We start from the raw sequence: 22,503 nt of genomic DNA on the forward strand, positions 1-22,503 counted from the left end.
AGCGATCATGGCGTTGCACGGCATGACCATCGGGCAGACTGCCCGCGCTGCAGGACTCACGCGCAAGGCGGTCCGGGTCTATGAGGCCAGGGGCCTGCTGCCTGAGGCAGAGCGCAGCATGGCCGGCTACCGGCTCTACACTCTGGCCGATGTCAAGCTGCTGACCTTCATCCGCCAGGCCCGCGCTCTGGGACTCCACCTTGATGACGTCCGCGAAGTGTTGGAGATTCGCCGCGGTGGCACCCCGCCCTGCGACGCCGTCCGTGACCTCCTCGACGCCCGCATTGCTGAGATCGATGCCACCGTCGTTGATCTCTTGGCCCTGCGGCAGACCCTCACCGAGACTCGCGAGGCCGCTGGCGACCGCCCCACCGGAGAGCCTTCCACGGTCTGCTCGATCATCGAAGAGGCTTGAGGGAGCTGTCACAGACGGCGGGCTGCCCCATGCAGTGAGGTCATTTCTCCTCGTGAACATTCAGGCCGCTGTCGACCGCCAACCGACGCCCGAACCGATGGACAAACGCTGTCGCTTGAAGTGAACGAAGCCAGCCGCCGCCTTGTCCACACCGGCCCGGCAGCGCATAGTGCTGAGCCGGGCCGCTCGGAGACTGCTGGAAGTCACCCTTGCCGGTCTCGGTGCCCTGGCCGCCACGCTGGGCGCGGGGCTGTCGCTGGTCGGCCTCTGCTGTGGCGCTCTGGCCGCGGCGGGTGCGGGCACGGCCGCCACGGGCGCCGCCGTGCTGGGCCCCTGGCCGTGGCTGTTGCTGACGGCCGGGGCCACGCTGATCACTGCCGCGCTGTTCGTGCGGCGTCGGCGGACGGCCCGTCGGGACTACCGCCTGCCGAAGCCCACCCCGCCCGATCACCGCGCCCATGGCGAGGGCGCTATCGGCCAGGATCTCCGCAGACAGGGCGGGCGGGACGCCGGCTGAGTTCAGCCGGCGCAGCAGGAGAGCTTGGCGACGTCCGAGGTGAAGGTCTGGGCGGCCAGTTTGAGGGCTTCGGCCATGGTCAGGTAGGGGTGCCAGGTGTGGGCGAGCTGGTCGACGGTCAGTCCGGCGGTGATGGCGTAGGTCGCGGCGGTGATGATGTCGCCCGCGCCGTCGGCCAGGACGTGGGCGCCCAGCAGCTTTCCGGTGCCGCGTTCGGCTATGAGCTTGACCAGGCCGCGGGTGTCGCGGTTGGCCAGGGCGCGGGGTACGTACTCCAGCGGCAGGGTGCGGCACTGGCAGGCGATCCCGGCCTCGGCCAGCTGGGCGTCGGTCATCCCGACCGACGCGATGGCGGGGCTGGTGAAGGTGACCTTCGGCAGCGCGGTGTAGTCCAGGGTGCGCTCCGCCCCGTCCAGGGCATTGTCGGCGACCAGGGTGCCGTGGGCGGCGGCCACGTACACGAAGTCGGGGTGCCCGGTGACGTCGCCGGCCGCCCAGATGCGGGGGTTGCCGGTGCGCAGGTGCTCATCGACGACGACTTCGCCGCGCTCGCCGGTCTTCACGCCCACCCGCTCCAGGCCGAGGCCGTCGGTGACCGGGCGGCGTCCGGTGGCGATCAGCAGGTGGCTGGCGCGGATCTGCTGCTCGCCGTCGGGGCCGGTGAGGGTGGTGAGAATGCCGTCGCCGTCGCGGTGTACGGCGCTGGCCTGGGTGCGGGTGTGGACGGTGATGCCCTCCTCGCGGAAGACGGCCTCGATGCCGGCGGAGATCTCCGGCTCTTCCTGGGAGGCCAGGCGGGAGCGGACGGCGATGGTGACGCGGCTGCCGAGGCGGGCGAAGAGCTGGGCCTGCTCCAGGCCGACGTAGCCGCCGCCGAGCACCAGCAGGTGCTCGGGGAGCTCATCCAGTTCCATGGCGGAGGTGGAGGTCAGGTAGCCGGCCTCCACCAGTCCGTCGATGGGCGGCGCCCACGGGGCGGAGCCGGTGGCGATCACGTAGTGGGCGGCCTCGATGGTGGCGGTGCCGCCGTCGTTGAGCGCGACCTCCAGGGCGGGGCCGTCGTCGTTCGCCGTGAAGGTGGCGGTGCCGTGCACGATCTGCCAGCCGTACTCGGCGGCCAGATCGGTGTACTTCTCCGCCCGCAACTGCTCCACCAGCGTGTCCTTGCCGCCGATCAGTGCGGGGAAGTCGACCGCGGGCTCGGTGCCCTCCAGGCCGGGGAACCGGCTGGCCGCGCGGGCGCCGTGGCGGGCCTCGGCGGCGGCCAGCAGCGCCTTGGACGGCACACAGCCGACGTTCACGCAGGTGCCGCCGGTGGTGCCGCGCTCGACCATCACCACGCTCCTGCCCTTGCTGCGGGCGGCGATGGCCGCGGCGAACGCGCCACCTCCCGAACCGATGATCGCCAGGTCATAACCGGTGTGTGCCTGAAGCACAGCACTACCTCCCTCAGTGGGGGCCGGACGCTCCCGCCGAACCCGTTTCCTATGCGGCTTGCCGAATGGCAGACGGCCACCATACTATGCGGACAAGCGAATAGCTGCTTGTGGAAAGGCTCTGCCTATGAAAACCCCTGCCCTTGCCGGCTCACCGGACACGGCCGCCGCGGCCGAGGTGCCGTGCATCCATCTGGACACCACAGCCCGGTTCTTCCGCGCGCTCGCGGACCCCACCCGGCTGAAGCTGCTGGAGTTCATCCAGCGCGGCGAGCGCACCTCGGCCGAATGCGTCGAGCACGCCGGGATCTCGCAGCCGAGGGTGTCGGTGCACCTGTCCTGTCTCGTGGACTGCGGCTACGTCACCGCCCGCCGGGACGGCAAGAAACTGCGCTACTCCGTCGGCGACCCCCGCGTCGCGGATCTGATCATGCTGGCCCGGTCCCTGGCCGCCGACAACGCCGCCGCCCTGGACTGCTGCCCCCGCATCCCCGCAAAGGGGGACCCGCGATGACGCGCCCGCCCACCCAGCCCGGCGAGCGCCGAGGCGGTCTGCTCGGCACCCTCGGAATGGTCGGCGTCGTGCTGCTGCCCGTCCTGTGCTGCGCCGGGCCGGTACTGCTGGCCGGCGGCGCTTTGGCCGGACTCGGCGGGGCCCTGGTCAGTCCCTGGCTGCTGGCCCCGGCCGCGGTCCTGCTGGCCGGCGGTCTCCTCTGGTGGCTGCGCCGCCGCCCCACCGGCAGCGGCGATTCCTGCTGCCCGCTGCCCGCCCGCACCGACCAGCACGACCGCGACCTGCTCCGCAAGCCCTGAGCAGGTCGGCGACCGGCACCGCCACGACACGCGTATCCGCCCGCCCGCTCCGCCGCCGACCGGGACAAACTCCCGTCCCGCCTCCGAGGAAGGCCCGCACCACCATGACCTCCCCGTCCCCCACCGCCCGCCGCACCCGCCTGCGCCGCCGCACAGTCCTGGCCCTCGCCGCCGCCACCGCCGCCGTACTCACCCTGTCCGCCTGCGGCACCGCCACCACCGGCTCCACGGCCAAGACTGACACCGTCAGCGGCAGTTCCGCCGCAGCCAAGACGGACACCGTCACCCTCCTCGACGACACCACGCTGGCGGTGCCCGGAAAGAAGCCCGCCGCTCTGTTCTTCTTCTCCGTGGGCTGCGGCGAGTGCGCCGGAGGTGCCAAGTCGCTGGACAAGGCTGCCAAGGCGTTCGGGGACAAGGCCACCTTCCTCGCGGTGGACATGGACCCGAGCGAGTCGAAGACGACCATCATGCAGTTCCTCGACTACATCAAGGCGCCCGGACTGGCCACCACCGTCGACAAGGGCGCCGCCCTGTCCCTGCGCTACCAGGTCTCGGCCCTGTCCACGCTGATCGTCGTCGACCCCCAGGGCAAGGTCACCTACCGGGCCACCGACCCGTCGGCCGACCAGATCCAGGCCGCCTTGAAGAAGGCGGGCGCGTGATGAACGGCCTGCTCACCCTCGCCTTCGCCGCCGGGATGCTCGCCCCGGTCAACCCATGCGGCTTCGCCCTGCTGCCCGCCTGGATCACCTCCGCCCTCGGCGAAAACGACACCTCCCCGCTGCCGGTACGCCTCACCCGCGCCCTGCGCTCCGGCGCCGCCCTCACCCTCGGCTTCGCCGGCACCCTCGCCGCTGCCGGGCTCATCGTCAGCGCCGGGGCCCGCGCCCTGATCCGTGCCGCCCCCTGGCTCGGCCTGGCCACCGGCATCATCCTGCTGCTCCTCGGCGCCTTCATGCTCACCGGCCGCGCGCTCAGCCTGCGGCTGAACCTGCCCACCGGTACCCGCCGGTCGGCGGGCCCGCCGACCGCCCGGCGCATGGTGGTCTTCGGCGCCGGCTACGCCGCCGCGTCCCTGTCCTGCACCTTCGGTGTGCTGCTCGCCGTCATCGCCCAGGCCCAGGCCACCGCCAGCTTCGCCGGGCTCCTCGCGGTCTTCGCCGCCTACGCCGCCGGATCGGCCGCCGTGCTGCTGCTCGTCGCGGTCACCACCGCCGCCGCAGGCGCCGCCCTCACCCGCAAGATCACCGCCTTGGCCCGGCACGGCACCCGCATCACCGCCGCCGTCCTCGTCCTCACCGGCGCCTACCTGGCCTGGTACTGGTACCCCGCCGCCACCGGCGGCCCCGCCACCGCCGCCCCCGGCGGCGGCCTCGCCGCCTGGTCCGCCACCGCGACCGCCTGGATCCAGGGCCACACCACCACCATCGCCGTCACCGCTCTCGTGGTCGTCCTCGCCGTCACCGCCGCCGCCCTGCGCCACCGCAGGCGGCAGGCCGCCCGCAACGCCGCTCCCACCGGGGCAGCCCCCTCTGCCGAGGCGGACTGCTGTGCGCCCCAGCCCGTCCCCACCCCGGCCGCCGCCCCGGACCGCGACAATCCCGGCCACTGCTGCTGACCACGCCCCATCTCTGCGGCCGGGAAACGGATAAAGCCCCGGCCGCAGGCATGCAGAACGGACACTGCTCCATGACCATGCCAGCAGCCCGCGAGACGGCCACCCCAGCCGTGCACAAGAGCAGGCACGCGACGTGCGGCGCCAGCCGGACGCTCGCCCTCCTACTGATCCTGGGCGGCTCCCTCGGCCTGCTCGCCTCGGCCGTGCTCACGCACGACAAGATGGAACTGCTCGCCAACCCGGACTACGTCTCGGCGTGCAGCATCAACCCGGTGCTGTCCTGCAACAACATCATGAAGAGCTGGCAGGCCAGCACCTTCGGCTTCCCCAACCCCTTCATCGGCTGGGCCGCCTTCCCCGCCGTCATCGCCATCGGCGCGGGACTGCTGGCTGGCGCCCGCTACCGGCGCTGGCACTGGCTGGGCCTGCAGGCCGGCACCGTCTTCGGCATCGGCCTCATCACCTGGCTGCAGTACTCCTCGCTGTATGCCATCGGCGCACTGTGCCTGTGGTGCACCCTCGTATGGGCCGTGACGATCCTCATCTTCTGGTACACCACCGTGCACAACATCCAGCACGGGCTCATCCCCGCCCCCGACCGGGTACGCTGCACTGTCGCCGAGTTCCACTGGGCCGTACCCGTCCTGTGGATCGGCATCATCGCGCTGCTGATCCTGACCAGGTGGGGCAGCGCCCTGTGGGCCTGACCCCCAGCCCCCGAAGCCCCGGCCGCCAACCCCCGTGGGAGCCGGGAGGGCGGTCGGCTGCCGCATCCCCCCGAGCGGCAGTCGGCCACACCCTCACCCCTGCCCGCCCCGGCCCCTGGAGTCCAGCCGATGCACACAGCGCCCCCGCCCGGCTACGCCGGGTGCTCGGCCACCTGCTGACGGCCACGCTCGCCGCGCTCGGGGCCCTCGGCACGGCCCTCGGCGCCGGGCTGTCCATGATCGGCCTGTGCTGCACCGGCCCAGCCCTGGCCACCGCCGCCGCAGGCGGTGCAGCCACCGGGGCCGCCGCCTCCGTCACCCCTGTGACCTGGCCCTTCTGGACAGCCGGAGCCGTCCTGCTCACCGCCGCCGCATTGTGGCACCGCCGCCACCGCACCTCCACCTGCCGCAGCCGCCGCCTGCCGCCCGCATCACCCGAACAGCCCCGCCCCTCCGGCCCCACCGGCCCGCACGGCTGAGGATCTTCACACGCCCCAGTACGCACCGTCCGCACCGGGCTGGACAGGCAGAGACACAGAAGGAGTCCTCTCATGGCCGAGCGGTACGACACCCTGGTGATCGGCGGCGGCATGGCCGGCCTGCCCCTGGCCCTGCGCGCAGCAAGACACGGCCGGGTCGCCTTCGTGGAGAAGGAGAAACTCGGCGGCACCTGCCTCAACCGCGGCTGCATCCCCACCAAGACGATGATCGCCTCCGCAGCGGTGGCCCACCAGGTGCGCCGGGCCGCCGAGTTCGGCGTCCACGTCCCCGCCCCCAGCGTGGACCTGGCCGCCGTGGTCGCGCGCAAGAACGCGATCGTGGAGACGATCCGCTCCGGCTCATACAAGACGGTCGGCAAGGCCGACCAGATCGACTTCTATCCCGCCGAGGGACGCTTCACCGCGCCCCGGCGGCTGCGCGTGGACCACACCGAGATCGAGGCCGACAAGATCTTCCTGGTCACCGGCCTGCGCACCACCATCCCCGCCATCGACGGCCTGGAGACCACCCCGTACTACACCTCCCGCACCCTGCTCGACCTCACCGACCTGCCCGAGCACCTGATCGTGGTGGGCGGCGGCTACATCGGCTGCGAGTTCGCCCAGATGTTCGCCCGCTTCGGCTCCCGCGTGACGCTCATCCAGCGCGCCGAGCGACTGCTGCCCGCCGAGGACCCCGACATCTCCGCTGCCGTCACCGACGGCTTCACCGCCGACGGCATCACCGTCCTGACCGGCACCACCTGCACCGCCGTCGACGGCCGCCCCGGAAACATCCGGGCCGGCTGCCAGGGCAGCGAGACCGGCGAGATCAACGGCAGCCACCTCCTCATCGCCACCGGCCGCACCCCCAACACCGACATCCTCGGCCTCGAACACCTCGGGCTGGCCCCCGACGAGCGCGGCTTCCTGCCCGTCGACGACCTGCTGCGCACCGCGGCCGAGGACGTGTGGGCGCTCGGCGACATCCGCGGCGGGCCGATGTTCACCCACACCGCCCGCGACGACGCCGACATCGCCTACCGCACCACCTACCGCGGCCAGAACCGCTCCACCAACGGGCGGATCGTGCCGCACGCGGTGTTCACCGACCCCGAGGTCGGCTCCGTCGGACTGACCGAACCCGCCGCCCGCGCCGCCGGACACCAGGTCCTCATCGGCCGCCAGGACTTCACCGGCGTCGTCAAGGCCCGCGCCATCGGCAACACCCGCGGCCTGATCAAATTCGTCGTCGACGCCTCAACCGACAAGATCTTGGGCTGCCACATCGCCGGCCCCGACGGCGGGAACCTCGTCCACGAGGCCGTCATCGCCATGACCTGCGGCGCCACCTACAGCGACATCGCCCGCGCCATCCACATCCACCCCACCCTCGCCGAGGGCGTCAACACCGCCGCCGGCGGCGTCCACCGGGAGATCGGCACCTGACCCTCCGGGCCCGGTGGTGGCAAAAGACCGCCCGCAGCATTGTCAACTGCAAGACCCGTACGGCGCCGGACCACCGCGGGCGGCAGGCAGCCGACGGACGTTGCCGACGGCGGCCGCCTGTTCCCGCAGCCGCTCGATCTCCATCCGCTGGGCGGCGATCTGCGACAGAGCCCGCTCCCTGAAGTCAGTGAGCCCATCGATCTGCGCGTCACGCGCGGCGAGGCGCTCCTTCAGCCCGGAGACCTGTTCTTTGAGGCGCTCGATCTGTGCAGCCCGCGGGTCTGGAATCACGCCCGTTTCCCGAAGCTCGGTCAACCGGCGCTCGAACTCCTCCGCCAGGTGTTGATAGGGACCTGGCCGCGGCGAGCCGTCGCGGTTCTTCTTGGGATAGAAGCCGGTGCGTGCGACCCCGGCTTGGGCCGCGAGGGTCTTGATGTCGCACTTGCTGCCCGCGGGAACGTCACCGGCAAGGAGCCGCTCCATGACGTGCCGAATGGCCGCCTCGTTGTCCCGACGGGTCTCGTCGCTGATGCGGGCCACGTCATGCCCCCGTTCCGGAGCGGGCGTCGATCTCGGCCAGCACCCGTTCATCGCGGGCGAGTTCCGTACCCAGCCGGGCCTTCTCCGTCCGCTGCGCGCGTCCGATGGTGGCGATGAAGACCTTCTTGCTCTCGGCACTGGCCGCCCATACCGGGCGATGCCCGGCATGGTGGGTGGCCTGGGGGCACCGCGCCGAATCGCACATGCCGATCAAGGGCTCTGTCGCCCCGCGGGCGTGGGCCCCTGCGAGCTTGAGGCACAGCGCCTTGGACGGATCGAGGAACCAGCAGTAGTTCGCCGGCCCCAGGTGCAGGGCCTTGGCCCGCTTGGCGAGCAGGTTCGTCATCTCCTGGTCGCTGCGCTTGATGTTCGGCGCCCCGGAGGAATCCAGCTGTTCGTCGACGAACGCGAAGAAGTCCAGGAGGTCACTGGCGCCAGGCCCCGCAGGCCGGATACCGTTCTGGTAGTCGTGGAAAGCGTCGAGGGCGACGCGCAACTTGTGCTCCCGCTCCTCTTGGCCGAACTCGGCCATCAGCACCGACTGGGCCCCACCGGGGCGGTCCGCATAGCCCTCCGTGGTGACCACGGAAATGTGCTTGAGATGGATCTTGGCGGCCAGCAGACCACCGGGCCGGTGCGCCATTTCCACCGCGAGGGTTCTCCGTAGCATCCGCAGACTGACCGGCTCCTCGGGGATCGGCGCCAGCCCAAGGCGACGGCCGTCTGGGCCATTGACCCAGGTCAGGAACCATTCGTACGGGGTGAAGAAGGAGAGCGACTTGAACAGGTGACCGGTGTTCTTCACCGGGTCGGCGAGCGAGGCGGCCACGCCGGCGGTGTCGTACGCCTGCTTGATGGTCACCCACTGATCGTGTTCACCACCCAGCTTCCGGCCCTTGATGACCTTGCCCTTCAGGCGGTAGCGGAGGCGGCCCTCGCCGAGCTGCTCGGGAGGCAGGCGGCAGTCGTGGGTCAGCTCGGCCAGTTCGCTCTTCCGCATCCCCGTCAGTGCGGCGAGCGCGATGACGCACGCTGTGCGGGCCCGGGAGAGCTGCAGTCGGGCCTCGGTGGTGTTCATCGGCAGGGTCCAGGGGACACTGCCCCGTCCGTCCGCGCGTTCGACCAGGGCGGCCGTCCGGCCCCAGCGTTTGGCCAGGCCGACTTCCCGGACGGCCTTCTCCAGGTGGCCGCGCAGGGTGGGCAGCCACCTGGAGTGGAAGGCATGCCGTCCGGTCTCGTGGGCGAGGGAGATCAGATTCACCCGCAGCAGCGGATCGTCCGGATCCCAGCCGTCCGCCAGCCGCTGGGACACGACGTGATCGAGGGCGACATCCAACGGATCGCCCTCTTGTATGTGCCGGTCGATGGCCTGCGCGACCTCGACCCTCCAGTCCGGACGCTCTCGGTTGTTGCGGCCCGGCCGGTTCGGCACCATCTCCTGCAACTGTTGCTGCAGCTCCATGACGTGCGGCGCCAGCACCTCCACCACGTACAGGGCCGCCGCGACGAGCGGTTGGAAGACGTCGTTGCTCAGCGGCGGTGTCGTGTTGCCCGTCCGACGGACCATCCCGGCGACGGAGTACGCCGTGCGTCGCCCCCACGGACGGAAGGCCGACACGTAGCCGTCTGCTGAGAACAATTCCTTGTAGTAGCCCAGCTCCTGGATGACCGCCACTACGTCCATGCGGTAGCCGGGGCTGCTGTCGCGGATCACGACGCCGTGCTTGTCCCGTACCTTCTTGCGAAGCTCCAGGTAGGCAGCACAGTGCTGCTGGGTGACCTCCCCGAGACTGTCCACGCCCTGTTCGGTGAGCCAGTTCAGCCAGCCGGTCAGCACGGTCAGCCGCCCGTGCACCGTGGCAATCAGCACCGGCGTTCGATAGGCGTGAGCAAGTTCCCGCACAGCGCGGTGGTCCGGTGCAAGCCGGGCGAAGACGAACTCCTTCGCGAGTTCCCTCCACTGGGGATTGAGGATCTCGACGAAGGACAAGATCCGCGCGTACCGCGCAAGGTACCGCGGCAGCCCGATGACACCAGTGAAGTCCCAGATTGCGTCGTCGAAGTGAGGATGCGGGCCCGCACCGTGAACCGGCAGACCGGCCGCAGCGCACACGTCTTCACCTCGAAAGACGGAACGCGAAAAGGCAGCCGCGAGGCCCGCGGGCCGGTGCAGGGTGGTCATACGGTGTGCTCCTCAGGTCGCAGGGGAAGCTCGACATCGGAGTCGGTGACCTCGGCAGCGGCTGCCCGCAGCGCGTGCTCGGAGAAGTACCGGTCGGGGGTCAGGATCTCGTCGAGACGGTGGGCGTACGGGCCGAAGACGGGGATGAACTCGGCGGTGGTCATCTGCTCCCACTGACGGGAGAAGAACGCCCGTAGTCGCAGCAGGTTCGGCAGATGGCGGGGGGCGAACAAGGCCAGCGGACACAGCAGGCACACCCACGGACGTGCCGGACAGGGCTTGCCCTTCGGCCCGTGAAGTCCCGACATCTGATCTCCACATGCCGCAGTGAATACGTCGCGCTGCCCGGACAGGAGCTGCGCCAAGGCGTTGTCATCCAGGCCGAGCCGCTTCATGTGCTCGGGATAGTTCTCCACCAGGTCGGCCATTTCAGCGGTGGCCAGCACCAAGGGCGGCAGCGCCCGGCGAACGAGGTCCTCCTGCGCCTGGACGATGATGTCTTCCACCGCCTCACGCTGAGACGGCGTCGTGTTCGTCAGATAGTGATCACCCTCGATGCCGGGGGACCGGTTCGGATCCAGCGTGGACCGGCGGCTGCCGCGCCAGTGCGACCGGTCTTGCAGCGCGTCGTGAGTAGTGCGGATGCGGTGCAGGTGAAGGGCCAGGGGGAGACCGTCGTCACCGGTCATCTGCGCGGGGCGCCCGTCCTCGTCGACGGCCTGGCGCCGCTCCACCCAGGCGCATATGGACAGGCGCGTGGCCGGCTTGGCCAGCCATCGCTCTCCCGCCCATGTGCCACTCGGCGTGAAACGCACCCAGAGCTCGGGGCGCAGTTCCTCGGGCGCGAAGCGGCGGGCCACCGCAGAGTGATCGAGCCACTGCTCCAGCAGGCGAGTGGCCTGACGTGACAGAGCAAGGCTCTCCGCCGCTGTGCGGCCCTTGACGTAGCTGAGGAGGATCTTCTCGTCACCCGCCCACTCGATGTCGTCGAGTCCCAGGTCCGCGATCCCGTCCGGCACGACCCCGGTGTAGGCGCCGAACAGCAGCTGATAGGCGATGATCACGTCCAGGGTCGGGATCAGCGGATCCAGCACCGCGCGAAGACCGACCCCGTATCTCTGCCGGAAGGGGAACGAGCCGCGGTCTGCCATCTCGTTGACGAGCGGGTCGGGCCCGTGGTGAAGCACCAGCCAGTGATGGGCAGTGCGCTCACGGAGCGCAGCCCCTGGCCCGTCAGCTGACGAAGCCTGCTCACGGGCCGCGCAGAACGCGCGGAACGCGCCATCGACCTCGTCGCGGCAGGTACGGATGAGCCGGGCCCATTCGGCCTCGCTGTACGGCTGGTGCGAGCCGTACCGCTCGCCCGTGTTGAACAGCCGGCCATCGACGAACGCGCGCACGTCCGGCGCCAGAATCTGATCCTGGTCGTCGGCGCAACGCAACATCGCCCGCAGCGCGCTCTCCTGGGAGGATCGCACCCCTTGCCGCCAGTACCGGGCGAGGAGCGCGCGCGTCAGGTCGGAGGCCCCGCCGGAGAACCCGAACTCGACCAGCCAGTCGGTGAAGCCGCGGACGGCCGTGAGGTAGAGGTCGATCCCTCCCGCGCTGTCGACCTGCCCGTGCGGATGGACAAGATCCGTAACGCCTTCCAGCAGAGTGCGTGCCAGCCCCGGGAGCTCCACTCGTCGCCGCACACGCAGGGGACGGCGGTACTCCGACCCGTCGCTGAAGACGCAGTGCACACCCAGCGGGTCAAGGGTGACGGTGGCCGGCATCAGACCACCGCCAGTTCGTCGTCGAACTCAGTCTCGAGCTCCAGCTCGGCCTCCTCGTCCAGCAGCCCGTACTCCTTGCCGACCCGCCGATACAGGGAGGTGAACAGGCGGAGCACGTCCAGGCGGTGGAGGTACGCTTCCGTGGTCAGTGAACTGGTATGTCCGAGCAGATCGCGCAGAATCAGAAGCGGCTCTTGGGTCCGCAGGTAGTGCGCCAGGGCGGCATCGTCGTCGGTGTCGCGGACCTGTCGTGCAGCCTGCTCGTACCAGCCACGCATCAGCCGCGCCATGGTCGCCATGGCCATGGTGTGACGTAGCCGGTGCGGATTGACGTGCGGGAAGCGCGGCTCGTAACGCTCGCGGATGCGGTCAGAGGTCCTGGCGAAAACCGTGGCCCATCCGGTGAATGGACGTCCCTGGCCCCACACCGAGAGCAGCATCGAACCGCCCTCCGGGGCGACCAGACGCCGCCGTTCGTCAGGCCCGAGCGAACTCCACTGCACACGGACCCCGTTGACGCGTCCGCCCCGCTGATCGGCGTCCGTCACGAACAGCGGCTCTCCCCAGCGGGCCGGCGGACGCCACGACGATCCGAACGTTGCCGCTGCCCGGTCGAGCGAGATGTAGGAGTGCAGCTCGACCAGCGAGTCGTAGTCGATCCACGACTCGCGGTACTTGCTTCCCTTGGTGATTCCGGAAGGGACTGGGAACGACACTGGCACCGCGGTCCGTCGCGAGGGAAGCAGGGGCACCTCGCAGACCAGCAGGTATGTGTACTCCTGGCTGCGTAGTCCGCTGGAGACGATCATTCGGCCGACCGCCGAGTTCCGGGCCAACTCCCGTCCTCGGTAGCGCAGATCCCGCTCCCCGTCGGGGCTCAGGCCCGCCAACCCCTTCAGGAACATGTCCGTGAAGTCGTCGTCGAGATACTTGATCGTCACATGAGGCTTGGCTTGGCGCCGCCGTGACTGGTTGACCCGTCCGCGACGGACTTGCCCCTTGAAGGCCCAGACCGCCTGCCGGTACGTGAACGGCTCGGAGTCGGCGTACTCCTCATCCTTCGCCCACTTGTAGAACCCCGCCAGAATCCCCATGTTCTGGTTCCACGTGGACGCCTCGAAGCGATGCTTGATGGGGCCCTGGGCGCGATAGACGGAGTACGCGCCCAACGCCGCCTTCAGACGACGCCGCGTGTCGAACAGGGCGACTCCGTGCTCGGATATGAACTCCAGCCACTCACGCACCGTACGCACGTAGTAGGGCCACGAATTCGGCGATGGGCATCCATTCGCTGGCAGCTCGCAGGCCCAGCAGTTGATCACGGTTGTGGGACGGACACCGTTGCTGTCCTCGAAGAGAAGGTCGTCGTCGAACAGCAACGGCATCCCCTCCGGGATCGCCGGCCTGAACGCAAGTCCCCAGGACTCCCAGCCTGCTGATGAGTACGTCGATTGGTGCATGGCCGATGAGTATCAATGCAACCCGGCTGAGTGCAACACACAAACGAGCAGGTCAGGTGGCACATCAGGCAGTAAGCAACACCGTCGTTAAGCGGGAACAAGCAGGTACAGCGCCCACAAGGTATTGAGGAGCGCCAGGGCGAACGACGTCGTCGCGTTGACGAGGGTCAGGGTGCGCAGCCGGTGGTCGCCGTTCACGTAGCGCAGGCCATCACCGATCTCGGTGTGCAGACGTCGGCCTTCCGCTGCCGGCCGGGCGCTTTCGGGGGCCTGGATGCGGGCGGTGCACCAGGCGCTGACGAGGTAGGACAGGACATCCCCGAGAAGCGCCCGGGCCGGGCCGAGAAGCGCGGTCAGGGCGGCGCCGAGGTTGCTGCCCGCGGTGGCGGCGACGGCGAAGAGGCTGCCGACGCGGCTGTTGCTCCGCTGGAGCAGGGACCGGTCGACCAGGCTGGGCAGGAGACTGATCGCGGCGGCACCGTGCAGCACCCCCGCCGCGCCTTGCACGGCCGCGACCACCATCAGCTGGGTCAGGGAAAGCCGGTCCAGCGCGGCCCCCACCGGCACGCTGGCCAGCGCGGCGGCGCTGACCAGGTCGCCGGTGATCATCTGCCTTCGCTTGGAGTGTCGATCGGCGAGGGCCCCGGCGTGCAAGGCCAGCAGCGCGGGCGGCAGTTGGCCCAGGAACGTCAGCCAGGCGACCTCGGCGGTAGTCGCGTCCAGTTCGAGCACCGCCAGCACGGGGATCACCATGCTGCTGATCGAGCTACCGGTCACGCTGGCTGCCTGCCCGGTCAGGTAGCGGCGAAAGTTGCGGTGCCGCCACAACGACGGCCGGGCGCCGGAAGACGCGGAAGGGTCAGTGGAGGAGGTCATGGAGAATCTCCTCGGCTTCCGTAAGCCGCTCGCACAGCTCGACCATGGCCGCATGCCGATTGCGGCCGTACGCCTCGAGTTCAGGGGTGACGGCGGCCGGGTCGTCGACGGCCTCGGACAGGGGATACACCGAACAGGCCAGGTATCCGGCGGCGAGGCGGGGCACGGCGAGGAGGTCTTCGGCCGGCAGCGCTGGGTTGGCTGCCCGGTAGGCAGCGACAGCTTCGGCAAGGCCGGTGGGCCACTGAGGCTGCGCCAGGACCGTGCGTGGGTCCAGGACGATCCGCCCGAGCTCCCAGGCGGGGCTGCGGTGACCGGGCGGCCGGAAGTCGATCAGTGCCGCCACCTGCTGTCCGCGAAGGAGAAGGTTGGGTGAGGCCAGGTCTCCGTGGACGGTCTGCACCGTCAACGTCGTCGGCAGCCCTTTGACCATGGCGGCCACGGCAGGCAGCGCGTCGAGCCGCCGGGCGGCGGTCTCCCGTGCCCAGGCGGGAAACCCCGAGGTGGGCGACCTCGTGGCGAAGAGGGCGAGCAACCGGTCAATGCGCTGCCGGGCCCGCTTCACGTCGCAGACTTCCCGGGCGGGCACGCGGCGCGGAGGCCCGGCCGGGTGCCGGGCCAGGGTCCGGTGAAGGCGCCCGACGGTCTCTCCCACTGCGGCCCACCGGTCGCCGGACAGACCACCCTCGGCCGTCTCCGTGTCCTCGACGTACGCCGCGACCGACACCGCCATGCCGCCGGCGGCCGCGATGAGGTCACCGTCCAGGGTCTGCCGCACGACCGGCACCGGGATCCGGCCGAGCCGCGCGAACTCGCCGAGCTCGAGCGCCCGGCGCTCCGCGTCCAGATCGGTGGCCGCCGGGTAGGCCTTCACGAACCACCGGGCTCCGTCGCTGTCCCGGGCCACGTAGTTGCGGGTGGCGGTCCCCGCGGGACCTTCGCCGACCGCGGTTGGGACGATCCGGTAGAACAGCGTCAGGATCCCCGCCACGACCATCACGTCCGACTCTGCGCCGTTCATCGCCGAACCCCCGGCCGGCCGGAGGGAGGCAGCAGCTGGCGCAGTGCTCGGGCATCCGCCTGCAGCTGCTCCTCGTCCTGCCGTCCGAGATCGAGCACGTCGAAGGGCAGCGGGCCACCCGGCGCCGGGTCCGTTCCGGCTTCCCGCCGGGGAACGCAGTGCCAGTGCAGATGCGGGATCTGGTTCCCCAGCAGCAGGTAGTTCATCTTCAGCGGCTCGTAGAGCGCCTCCACCGCGCGGCCCAGGGCGAGGACGTCGCGCCAGAACGCGGCCGCCTCTCCCTCGTCCAGCTCGGTGGGCTCGGCGACATGACGGCCGGTGTAGATCACGACGGCATACCCGCGGACCTGGCCGCTGCGCCACAGGTAGGCGTTGCTGACCTCACCGCGCCGTACGAGCAGGCCCCAGCCGATGTCGTCGGCGTCGAAGTCGTTTCGGCACATCGGGCAGCCGGCGCCGATCCGGTGCGCGGTGAAGTCCGCCGGCCAGGCGCTGCCGACTGGTGAGTGCGCGGAGTGGGACTGAGGGGGGTCGGGGATCATGCTGCCTCGCCGGTGGTGCGCTGCTGCAGTTCCCACAGGGAGCGGAACAGCCGCGGCTCGCGGGTGAGTTCTTCGTAGGAGCCTTCCTGGACGATGCGTCCCTGGTCGAGAACGATGATCTTGTCCGCGATGGCGACGTTGGCGAGCCGGTGGGTGATCAGCAGGATCGCCCGGTCCTTGGCCAGGTCGCGCAGCCCGGTGAAGATGCGGTGCTCGGCTCGCGCGTCGAGCGCAGCGGTGGGCTCGTCCATGACCAGCAGAGCCGCCTGCCGGTGAAATGCCCTGGTGAGCACGACGCGCTGCCACTGGCCTCCGGACAGCTGCTGGCCGCCGAACCACTCGGACGTCAGCAGGGTGTCCAGACCGGACCGCAGATGGGGCAGCATGTCCGTCGCCCCGGAGGCCTCGCACGCGGCGAGCACCGCGGCGTCTGTGGAGTCCCCCTGCCCGAACGTGATGTTGTCCCGCATGCTCAAGGGCAGGTAGGTGTACTTCTGCGGCACCAGGGCGACATGCTTCCACGCCTCCCACGGGTCCATCTCGGTCGTAGCCGCGTGGTCCCAGGCCACCTCACCTGCCGTGGGCAGCAGCAGACCGCAGATCAGCCGCGACAGGGTCGACTTGCCCGACCCGTTCTCACCGACCAGCGCAATGATCTCCCCGCGCCGCACCTGGAGGGAGACGCCGCTGAGACTGTCCTTCGGGGCGCCGTCGTACCGGTAGGTGACGTTGCGGACCTCGAACCGCTCCGGCGGAGTGGACAGCATCTTGGTACCGCGGGAAGCGGTCATGGCCTGCCCGTGGGCGTTGTCGAGGAAGTTCTGCCAGTCCTGCACGTACCAGCCGGTGCGCACCAGTCGGGCCCCGCCGTTGATGATGCCGCGCACGGACCCGGTCGCCGTCTGCAGTGCGAAGACCGCGCCGCCTCCTGCCGCGAGGCTCATGCGGCCGGAAGCCAGGAGCCACAGCAGCGCGGCCCACACTGCGGCCGCCGCCACTCCGCCGGCAACCGCGCCGGCCAGTCCCATCCACGCGCCGGTGTTCGCGGCCTTGCGCTCCGCGGCGTTGACCGAGGCGGCGAGGCGCCGGTACCGGGCGGTGAGGAAGGGCCCGGCCAGGCAGGCTCGCATCTCCTCGCTGGACTCCATGTACGCCATGTGCCAGCGCAGCTTGTGCAGCATGCGGCGGCGTCCGGAGGTCTCGAGGCCCGCCAGGTACACCACCCGGGCGGCCCGCACGTACGCGGCGGCCTGTGGCAGGCAGGCCAGAAGGAGCAGGGGAAGGAGCACGGGGTGCAGCACGGCGAGAACGGTCGCGCCGGCGGCGAGCGTAGCCGTGGCCGCCAACACGTCCTGCGCCTCGTCCACCAGGTCCGGAGTGACCTGGGCACCGCGGTCGGCGATGTCATAGAAGTCGTTGTAGCCGGGCTTGTTGTTCGCCGCCAGCTCCGCGCCGAGCGCGGCCTCGATCATCGTCAGCTCCGCCGCCCGGGCCAGCACCGGCCGCAGCCGCCCGGTCAGCCACGTCACCGTGATCCCCAGCAGCGCCCGCAGCCCGGTGGCCGCGGCGACGACCGCCAGCTGTGGCGCCGCTTCCCACAGGCGTTCGGTGATGTCGCCCGACGAGATCAGCGCGGTGATCGACCCCGTGACGGCGAGCAGCCCCAGCGCGGCGAGCACGCCGGTGCCGATCTGGCACGCGAGCAGTCCGGCCGTCGCCCCCCGGTCCACCTGCCAGGCCATCTTCAGTGACCGCAGAACCAGCGCGGGCAGCCGTCGCGCCATCGTGCCGGTGGTCAGTTGCGCCCCAGCCTGATGCCTCGATTCGTCCCGGTACAGGAACTCCTCGTCCTGCGCTCTGCTCGTCTCGTCCGGCGCACCCGCCTCTGGTGTGCCGGTATCCGGCTGATCCTGTGTGCTGGCCGAGGTCAACGTGGCCCCCTGACGGTCGCTGCGGCTGGGTCGTGAAGCTCAACGACCCGACATGGATTTCGAACACCTGTGTTTCAGTCGAGCTGGGAACCCCGGAATTGAGCGCGCGGCGGAGGCTGCGGGATGCACCGACCCTTGGGGTCTACGGGTGCAGATGCTTCGTGCAGTTGGCCGAAACGCCGAGGCTCGCATCGGGGCCCGTACGTCGAGAGGTCCGACAGGACAGCGGATGTTCGGCCGGCCCACCCGGCGGGGTCACATGCGGGTGATGTCGAGGGTGACAATGACCGGGAGGTGATCGCTCAGCTGCTGGGTGACGGTGTTGTCGAGTACCTCGTAGGAGTGCAGCGCGGGGGCGAGCGTGGGGGAGAGCAGGACATGGTCGGCTCGGTGGTCCCACTTCTGCTCCGGACACAGGTGGCCCGCGGTGCGTGGGATGGGCTGGTCGAGGTAGACGGGCGGGTCGACGAAGCCGGCGTGCATGAGCGCGCGGATCGCCCGGCGGTCTGTGCCGCCGTATGAGCCGTCGGGCAGCATGAGGCGGTGCCCGGAGTGCTGGTGCGCCGGGATCAGATCCCAGTCCTCCGGCTCTTCGTCGTCGGCGCCGGGGGTGTTGAGATCTCCGGCCAGCAGGGTGCGTGCGCCGGCGTGCTCGGTCAGCCACTGGACTTCTGCCAGCCGGTCCTGAGGGCTGAACGGGTCGAGGTGGGTGTGAAGGAGCAGGACCGGCTCCCGGACCCCGGTGATGCGCAACCGGGCTCGCAGGACGGTGTGGTGGAAGTTGCCGCATGCACCGTCGGAGGAGAACCCCAGACACTGCACCCGCGGCCACCGGTAGTACGTGACGAGGTGGCATCCGTGACTGCGCGACCGTGCGAGCAGCGGCTGCATCCCCAGCCGTTCCGCGGTTGCGTACACGCGTTCGGAGTCCTTCTGGTCCCAGTGCTTGGCCTCCTGGAGGTTCAGCACGTCCAGGTTCAGGCCGCCCAGCAGGCCGACCTGGTCCTCCCAGCGCTCCTGGCCGCCGTTGAGAAGGTTGTAGCTGCCCACACGCAGCTGCCGGTCCGCCGGCAAGAGGAGTGGCGAGTCAGTCATACGGCTCGTATCTCACTTTCGCGTAGTTGGATCATGCAGACGCCTTCCAGGGCCGGCGAACGCAGGCGAGGGGCGCCGGGTAGTTAGGCCGGCTAGTTCTTCGCCATCCGCGTTCTTGCCGGGCGTGCGGTCGTCGTGCGCGCATGGCTGGGGTGGCAGCGGCGCGGAGGGCGCTGCCTTGAGCAGGGAGGGTCTGGGTCGGCCGGGCCGGGGAGGGGAGTGGTCAGGGAGTGAGGACGGTGAAGGCGGCCGCGGGGAATCGGCGCCCGTTGACCTGGAGGGCGATCGAGTAGGCGCCGGGTGTCAGCTTCGCGGTGGCCGTCGACCGCAGCACATGGTCCTTCGTGAGCTGGAGTTCGCTGTGGGGCTCAGCGGCGGCACGCAGCAGGAAGTACACCTTCTCTCGCGGCTTCCCGGTCGGTGTCGTTGACGAGATCACGAACATCACGTGCACGGGGGCGGCCGCCGTGGTGGTCAGCGTGGCGGAGAAGCTGAGCGTGTCGCCGTCGGCGAGCTCGGTGCGCTCCAGAGTGAGGGGCGACAGGTCGATCGGTGCGTCGTGGGCGTAGCCGAGGAAGGCGTACGCAGCCGGCCAGCCCTTCTTCAGCCTGCTCCGCAGGGCCTGCCGGGCGATGAAGGCGAAGTGCTTGTCGGCAGTGCGACCGGAGTCTTTCCAGCGCTGAAGGGTGGCAAGCACCAGGTCCGGCTGCGTATCGGACAGGTCGTGGAGGTGGTTGGCGACCGACGTGCGGACGTAGGTGCTGGAGTCGCTGTAGAGCTGTTCGAGTACGGGCAGTGCCGCGTCAGCCGGCAGGGAGATGCGCGGGGCGCAGGGCAGCAGCGGACGGGTGGCTTCGCTTGCGAGCCGGCGGGTCCGGTAGTCCTCGTCGCGGGCCCAGGCGTCGACCGCCTTCATCGTCTCCTCGGGAAAGTCGTTGAGGAAGTGCCGCGCGGCGACCTCTGCCGAGAAGTACCGGGTGAGGCGCGCGAGAGCGGCCAGGGCCTGGTCCAGGTACTCGCCGGTGCGAAGGTAGCGCGCCACGAAATGGGAGTGGGGCGCGTAGGTGTGCAGGCCGAAGTCGTTCGGCACGCCGGCCGCTTCCGGGGTCGGCGGCAGAGAGCGCAGCAGCACGTCGAGGGCCTGGGAGCCGGTGACCGGAAGGTAGGTGTGCAGGCCCTCGCTGGTCCGGGCGATCCGGGCGCCCAGCTCGAGCCGGGGAATGTCCGCCATCACCGACGTCACGAACGCGTCGGCGTCGAACTCGGGGCACACGGCGTGGACTTCACGGCCGATGCGGGCGATGCGCTCGGCGCTGATAGCAGTCTCTTTCAGGGGAACCTTCGCGGTCATGGGCACACCCTAGGGCCGGCTACGGGGGCAACCTCGTGTTCTCGCCGCAGGTCATCCGGCGGTATGAACCCGAGGGCTTTCGCTATCGGACGGCGGCGCGGTACAGCAGCCGGCGGTGGCGGGAGCTGTCGCAGGGGGAGGCGGTGTGGAGGGTGGCGAGGTTGTCCCACACGACCAGGTCGCCGTGCTTCCAACGGTGGCTGTAGACGTAGGGCGCGCTCGTCGTGTGCTCCAGCAGTTCCTCCAGAAGCGCGCGGCTCTCCTGCTCGGCGAGCGTGGTAATGCCGCTGATCACCATGGAGCCGAGCAGCAGGGAGCGGGCGCCGGTTACGGGGTGGGTCAGGACGAGCGGGTGTACGACCTCCGGGCTCGCGGCCAGGCTCCCGGCCGCGATCGACGACTGACCTCCGCTGGCCTGGCTCTGGAGCTCGCCGAGCTGCTCGATGGAGTGCACTGCGCGCATCCCCTCGATCCGCTGTTGCACCGCCGGGGGGAGGCCGGCGTAGGCGCGGGTCGCGTCGGCGAAGCGGGTCTCGCCGCCGCGTTGAGGGGTGATGACGGAGTAGAGCATCGTCGCCGAGGTGAGCTGGGGCTTGAAGCTGTTGTCGGCGTGCCACTCCTCCTCGTTGTCCCCGTCGTAGACGCCGATGTGCTTGCCGTCCTCGACGATGTTGCTGATGACGGTCAGGCCCGGGAAGCCCCCGACTGCGTACCGGCGGTCGACGCTGGTGTCCACCGTCCCGAAACAGGAGGCGACGGTCAGCAGGTCGGCGTGGGTCAGGTGCTGGCCGGGCACGATCAGCAGCCGGTGCTGATGCAGGGCCGCTGCCAGCTGGGGCGCGAGGCTCTCGGCATGGATGGCGAGGTTGGCGTCGACGATGGCGCCGAAGCCGTTCTCGTCGAGCGGGCGCAGCGACAGGTCCATCGCTACTCCTTCCGGACGGTGACCTGGGTGGTCAGAACTGGAGCGAGGGCTGGAAGACGCTGATGTCCTTGACGCCGGAGGCGGCCATGCACAGCCGCTCGATGCCGATACCGAGTCCGACGCTGGTGGCCGGCACACGTCCCGAGTCGATCGCCTCCCTGGCCAGGGCCTGCTCGTCGTCGTACAGGTCCACCGCGCGGGCCCGGTCGGCGAACGCGGCTCCGTCGGGCTCGTCCTCGTAGCCGTGGACGACCTCTATGCCGTCGACCAGGACCTCGAAGCGGTTGAGGACGGCCGTCGTTCCGGGTGCCAGTCGGGCGCACGGCTCGTCCCCGCCGACCGGGTACTCGGTCAGGAACAGCGCAGCGCCGTTGCTCTGGACCTCCACCTCGCGTTCCACGTACTGCCCGAGCACTGTCTTGAACGGCACGTCCGCGCTCATGCCCAGGTGGGCGGCCATTTGGGCGGGCAGGTCCCCGAGGGGCTCGCGGCGCAGGTCGATGCCGAACTGGTCGCGGACGTGGCCGGCGACGGACACGCGCTGCAGGGCGTACGGGAGGTGCGGGCCGATCAGCCTCTCGGCGAGCGTCAGGAGGAAGTCGAAGTCCTCACCGGCAGCGTAGAGGTCGAGCATCTGGAACTCGGGCGCGTGCAGTTCGTCGGGCTTCTCGGGCCGGAAGCACGCACCGATCTCGAAGATGCGCCGGTGGTGCTCCAGGTTCACGCGCAGGGCCGGGCCGATCATCGCCCGCAGGAACCGTCCGCCGTCGTGGTCCACCGGCAGACGGCGCCCCGGACCGAGGTCGGCTCTGCGCATGGTCGGGGTGGTCACCTCGACGAAGGCCTCGGCGCGGAGGGTGTCCCGCAGGCTGAACAGCAGGTCGGACCTCATGACGACTGGGTTGAGCACGGGTACTCCTCAAGGCCGGTGTTTTCGGGCGGAGTTCGCGGGAAGCCGGGCCCCACAGCGAGCTGTCGTTCGGGTCCTCGGCGGGGCCACAAAGTAGCCGCGCCCGCACGAGCAGCAGAAGCCCTCCCGCCTGCCCTCCCGCGTCCAACGGGCCCAAAAAGAGGCCCGTCCAGGGACAGAGTTCAGTGTTCTCGCAGGTCAACCTGGGTGTGCGCGCAACGGTGACGCAACGGTCCCGTGCAACCGACGCAACGGCCAGAGCCGTTGCGACCCTCCTCGGTCGAGTCCTAGCGTGACTGGCCAAGCGCCCGGCGTGACCGCCACGCAGCGCTCCTCCACAGGTGGAGGAGACGTGCTCCGGCGCGACCCCTCCACTGGCGTGCGCCCACACCACGGCGTGCCGAGCCGACGGTTCAGCACCTCACCCGACCGGCGGCCCGGCAGTTCCATAACCCGAT

Annotated in this window: 22 protein-coding genes; 9 read left to right on the plus strand and 13 right to left on the minus strand. The window is 70.2% G+C overall.

The genetic code is table 11. The annotated features are described in order from the left end of the window. Positions 1 to 7 precede the first annotated feature (7 nt). Both IO29_RS12545 and IO29_RS12550 read left to right on the plus strand, forming a co-directional pair. Positions 8 to 415: a MerR family DNA-binding protein gene (locus IO29_RS12545; protein WP_030379244.1), complete on the plus strand. Its 408-nt coding sequence runs from the start codon at positions 8 to 10 to the stop codon at positions 413 to 415. 142 nt (positions 416 to 557) lie between these two features. Continuing rightward, positions 558 to 932 carry a hypothetical protein gene (locus tag IO29_RS12550; protein WP_063738086.1) on the plus strand — a complete coding sequence of 125 codons (375 nt, stop codon included), beginning with the start codon at positions 558 to 560 and terminating at the stop codon, positions 930 to 932. A 2-nt stretch (positions 933 to 934) separates the two neighbouring features. On the opposite strand, the gene merA is transcribed toward IO29_RS12550, so the two are convergent. Further along, positions 935 to 2,368 (minus strand): mercury(II) reductase, encoded by a 1,434-nt coding sequence (merA, locus tag IO29_RS12555; RefSeq protein WP_006143050.1) that lies wholly within the window; start codon positions 2,366 to 2,368, stop codon positions 935 to 937. Between the two features lie 127 nt (positions 2,369 to 2,495). On the opposite strand from merA, the gene IO29_RS12560 reads away from it, so the two are divergent. The 7 genes from IO29_RS12560 to IO29_RS12590 all read left to right on the plus strand — a co-directional run bounded on the left by IO29_RS12560 (position 2,496) and on the right by IO29_RS12590 (position 7,437). Beyond that, the gene (locus IO29_RS12560; protein WP_006143049.1) at positions 2,496 to 2,882 is read left to right on the plus strand and encodes an ArsR/SmtB family transcription factor; all 387 of its coding nucleotides are present in this window, start codon (positions 2,496 to 2,498) and stop codon (positions 2,880 to 2,882) included. Next, positions 2,879 to 3,181 (plus strand): hypothetical protein, encoded by a 303-nt coding sequence (locus IO29_RS12565; RefSeq protein ID WP_006143048.1) that lies wholly within the window; start codon positions 2,879 to 2,881, stop codon positions 3,179 to 3,181. The genes IO29_RS12560 and IO29_RS12565 overlap by 4 nt, the downstream gene beginning before the upstream one ends. 104 nt (positions 3,182 to 3,285) lie before the next feature. Beyond that, a complete protein-coding gene (locus IO29_RS12570) occupies positions 3,286 to 3,846 on the plus strand; it encodes a TlpA family protein disulfide reductase (RefSeq protein WP_006143047.1) in 561 nt (186 codons plus the stop codon). Then, on the plus strand, positions 3,846 to 4,802 hold the full coding sequence (locus IO29_RS40015) for a cytochrome c biogenesis CcdA family protein (RefSeq protein WP_030379246.1): 957 nt from the start codon (positions 3,846 to 3,848) through the stop codon (positions 4,800 to 4,802). Before IO29_RS12570 ends, IO29_RS40015 begins: the two co-directional genes overlap by 1 nt. Before the next feature lie 71 nt (positions 4,803 to 4,873). Beyond that, positions 4,874 to 5,509, plus strand: a complete 636-nt coding sequence (locus IO29_RS12580; protein ID WP_030379247.1) for a vitamin K epoxide reductase family protein — start codon at positions 4,874 to 4,876, stop codon at positions 5,507 to 5,509. Positions 5,510 to 5,670: 161 nt separating this feature from the next. Further along, complete coding sequence (locus tag IO29_RS12585) at positions 5,671 to 5,988, plus strand: hypothetical protein (protein ID WP_030379248.1); 318 nt, start codon at positions 5,671 to 5,673, stop codon at positions 5,986 to 5,988. A 72-nt stretch (positions 5,989 to 6,060) separates the two neighbouring features. Continuing rightward, complete coding sequence (locus tag IO29_RS12590; protein ID WP_006143043.1) at positions 6,061 to 7,437, plus strand: dihydrolipoyl dehydrogenase family protein; 1,377 nt, start codon at positions 6,061 to 6,063, stop codon at positions 7,435 to 7,437. 42 nt (positions 7,438 to 7,479) lie between these two features. Here the strand turns inward: IO29_RS12590 and IO29_RS12595 are convergent, their stop codons facing one another. From IO29_RS12595 to IO29_RS12650, 12 genes are all read right to left on the minus strand, one after another. Continuing rightward, on the minus strand, positions 7,480 to 7,977 hold the full coding sequence (locus tag IO29_RS12595; protein ID WP_006143042.1) for a coiled-coil domain-containing protein: 498 nt from the start codon (positions 7,975 to 7,977) through the stop codon (positions 7,480 to 7,482). A gap of 1 nt (position 7,978) precedes the next feature. After that, positions 7,979 to 10,159, minus strand: a complete 2,181-nt coding sequence (locus IO29_RS12600; RefSeq protein WP_006143041.1) for a site-specific integrase — start codon at positions 10,157 to 10,159, stop codon at positions 7,979 to 7,981. After that, entirely contained in the window at positions 10,156 to 11,934 is a 1,779-nt protein-coding gene (locus IO29_RS12605) for a hypothetical protein (RefSeq protein ID WP_006143040.1), read from the minus strand. Before IO29_RS12605 ends, IO29_RS12600 begins: the two co-directional genes overlap by 4 nt. Next, on the minus strand, positions 11,934 to 13,319 hold the full coding sequence (locus IO29_RS12610) for a site-specific integrase (protein WP_006143039.1): 1,386 nt from the start codon (positions 13,317 to 13,319) through the stop codon (positions 11,934 to 11,936). Before IO29_RS12610 ends, IO29_RS12605 begins: the two co-directional genes overlap by 1 nt. Positions 13,320 to 13,481: 162 nt before the next feature. Continuing rightward, complete coding sequence (locus IO29_RS12615; protein WP_030379250.1) at positions 13,482 to 14,270, minus strand: MFS transporter; 789 nt, start codon at positions 14,268 to 14,270, stop codon at positions 13,482 to 13,484. Further along, positions 14,254 to 15,291 (minus strand): phosphotransferase enzyme family protein, encoded by a 1,038-nt coding sequence (locus IO29_RS12620; protein WP_234307482.1) that lies wholly within the window; start codon positions 15,289 to 15,291, stop codon positions 14,254 to 14,256. Before IO29_RS12620 ends, IO29_RS12615 begins: the two co-directional genes overlap by 17 nt. Continuing rightward, positions 15,288 to 15,833, minus strand: a complete 546-nt coding sequence (locus IO29_RS12625) for an HIT family protein (RefSeq protein ID WP_234307483.1) — start codon at positions 15,831 to 15,833, stop codon at positions 15,288 to 15,290. The genes IO29_RS12620 and IO29_RS12625 overlap by 4 nt, the downstream gene beginning before the upstream one ends. Continuing rightward, positions 15,830 to 17,764: an ATP-binding cassette domain-containing protein gene (locus IO29_RS12630; RefSeq protein WP_030379253.1), complete on the minus strand. Its 1,935-nt coding sequence runs from the start codon at positions 17,762 to 17,764 to the stop codon at positions 15,830 to 15,832. The genes IO29_RS12625 and IO29_RS12630 overlap by 4 nt, the downstream gene beginning before the upstream one ends. A 255-nt stretch (positions 17,765 to 18,019) precedes the next feature. Continuing rightward, positions 18,020 to 18,859 (minus strand): endonuclease/exonuclease/phosphatase, encoded by an 840-nt coding sequence (locus IO29_RS12635; RefSeq protein WP_234307484.1) that lies wholly within the window; start codon positions 18,857 to 18,859, stop codon positions 18,020 to 18,022. Positions 18,860 to 19,082: 223 nt separating this feature from the next. Beyond that, a complete protein-coding gene (locus IO29_RS12640; protein WP_030379255.1) occupies positions 19,083 to 20,210 on the minus strand; it encodes a DNA alkylation repair protein in 1,128 nt (375 codons plus the stop codon). An 82-nt stretch (positions 20,211 to 20,292) separates the two neighbouring features. Continuing rightward, a complete protein-coding gene (locus tag IO29_RS12645; RefSeq protein WP_024126785.1) occupies positions 20,293 to 21,135 on the minus strand; it encodes a TauD/TfdA dioxygenase family protein in 843 nt (280 codons plus the stop codon). A 31-nt stretch (positions 21,136 to 21,166) separates the two neighbouring features. After that, a complete protein-coding gene (locus tag IO29_RS12650; RefSeq protein WP_030379256.1) occupies positions 21,167 to 22,045 on the minus strand; it encodes an amino acid--tRNA ligase-related protein in 879 nt (292 codons plus the stop codon). Positions 22,046 to 22,503 lie beyond the last annotated feature (458 nt).

This window comes from Streptomyces sp. NRRL F-6676, assembly GCF_000725625.1.
Taxonomy (GTDB): Bacteria; Actinomycetota; Actinomycetes; order Streptomycetales; family Streptomycetaceae; genus Streptomyces.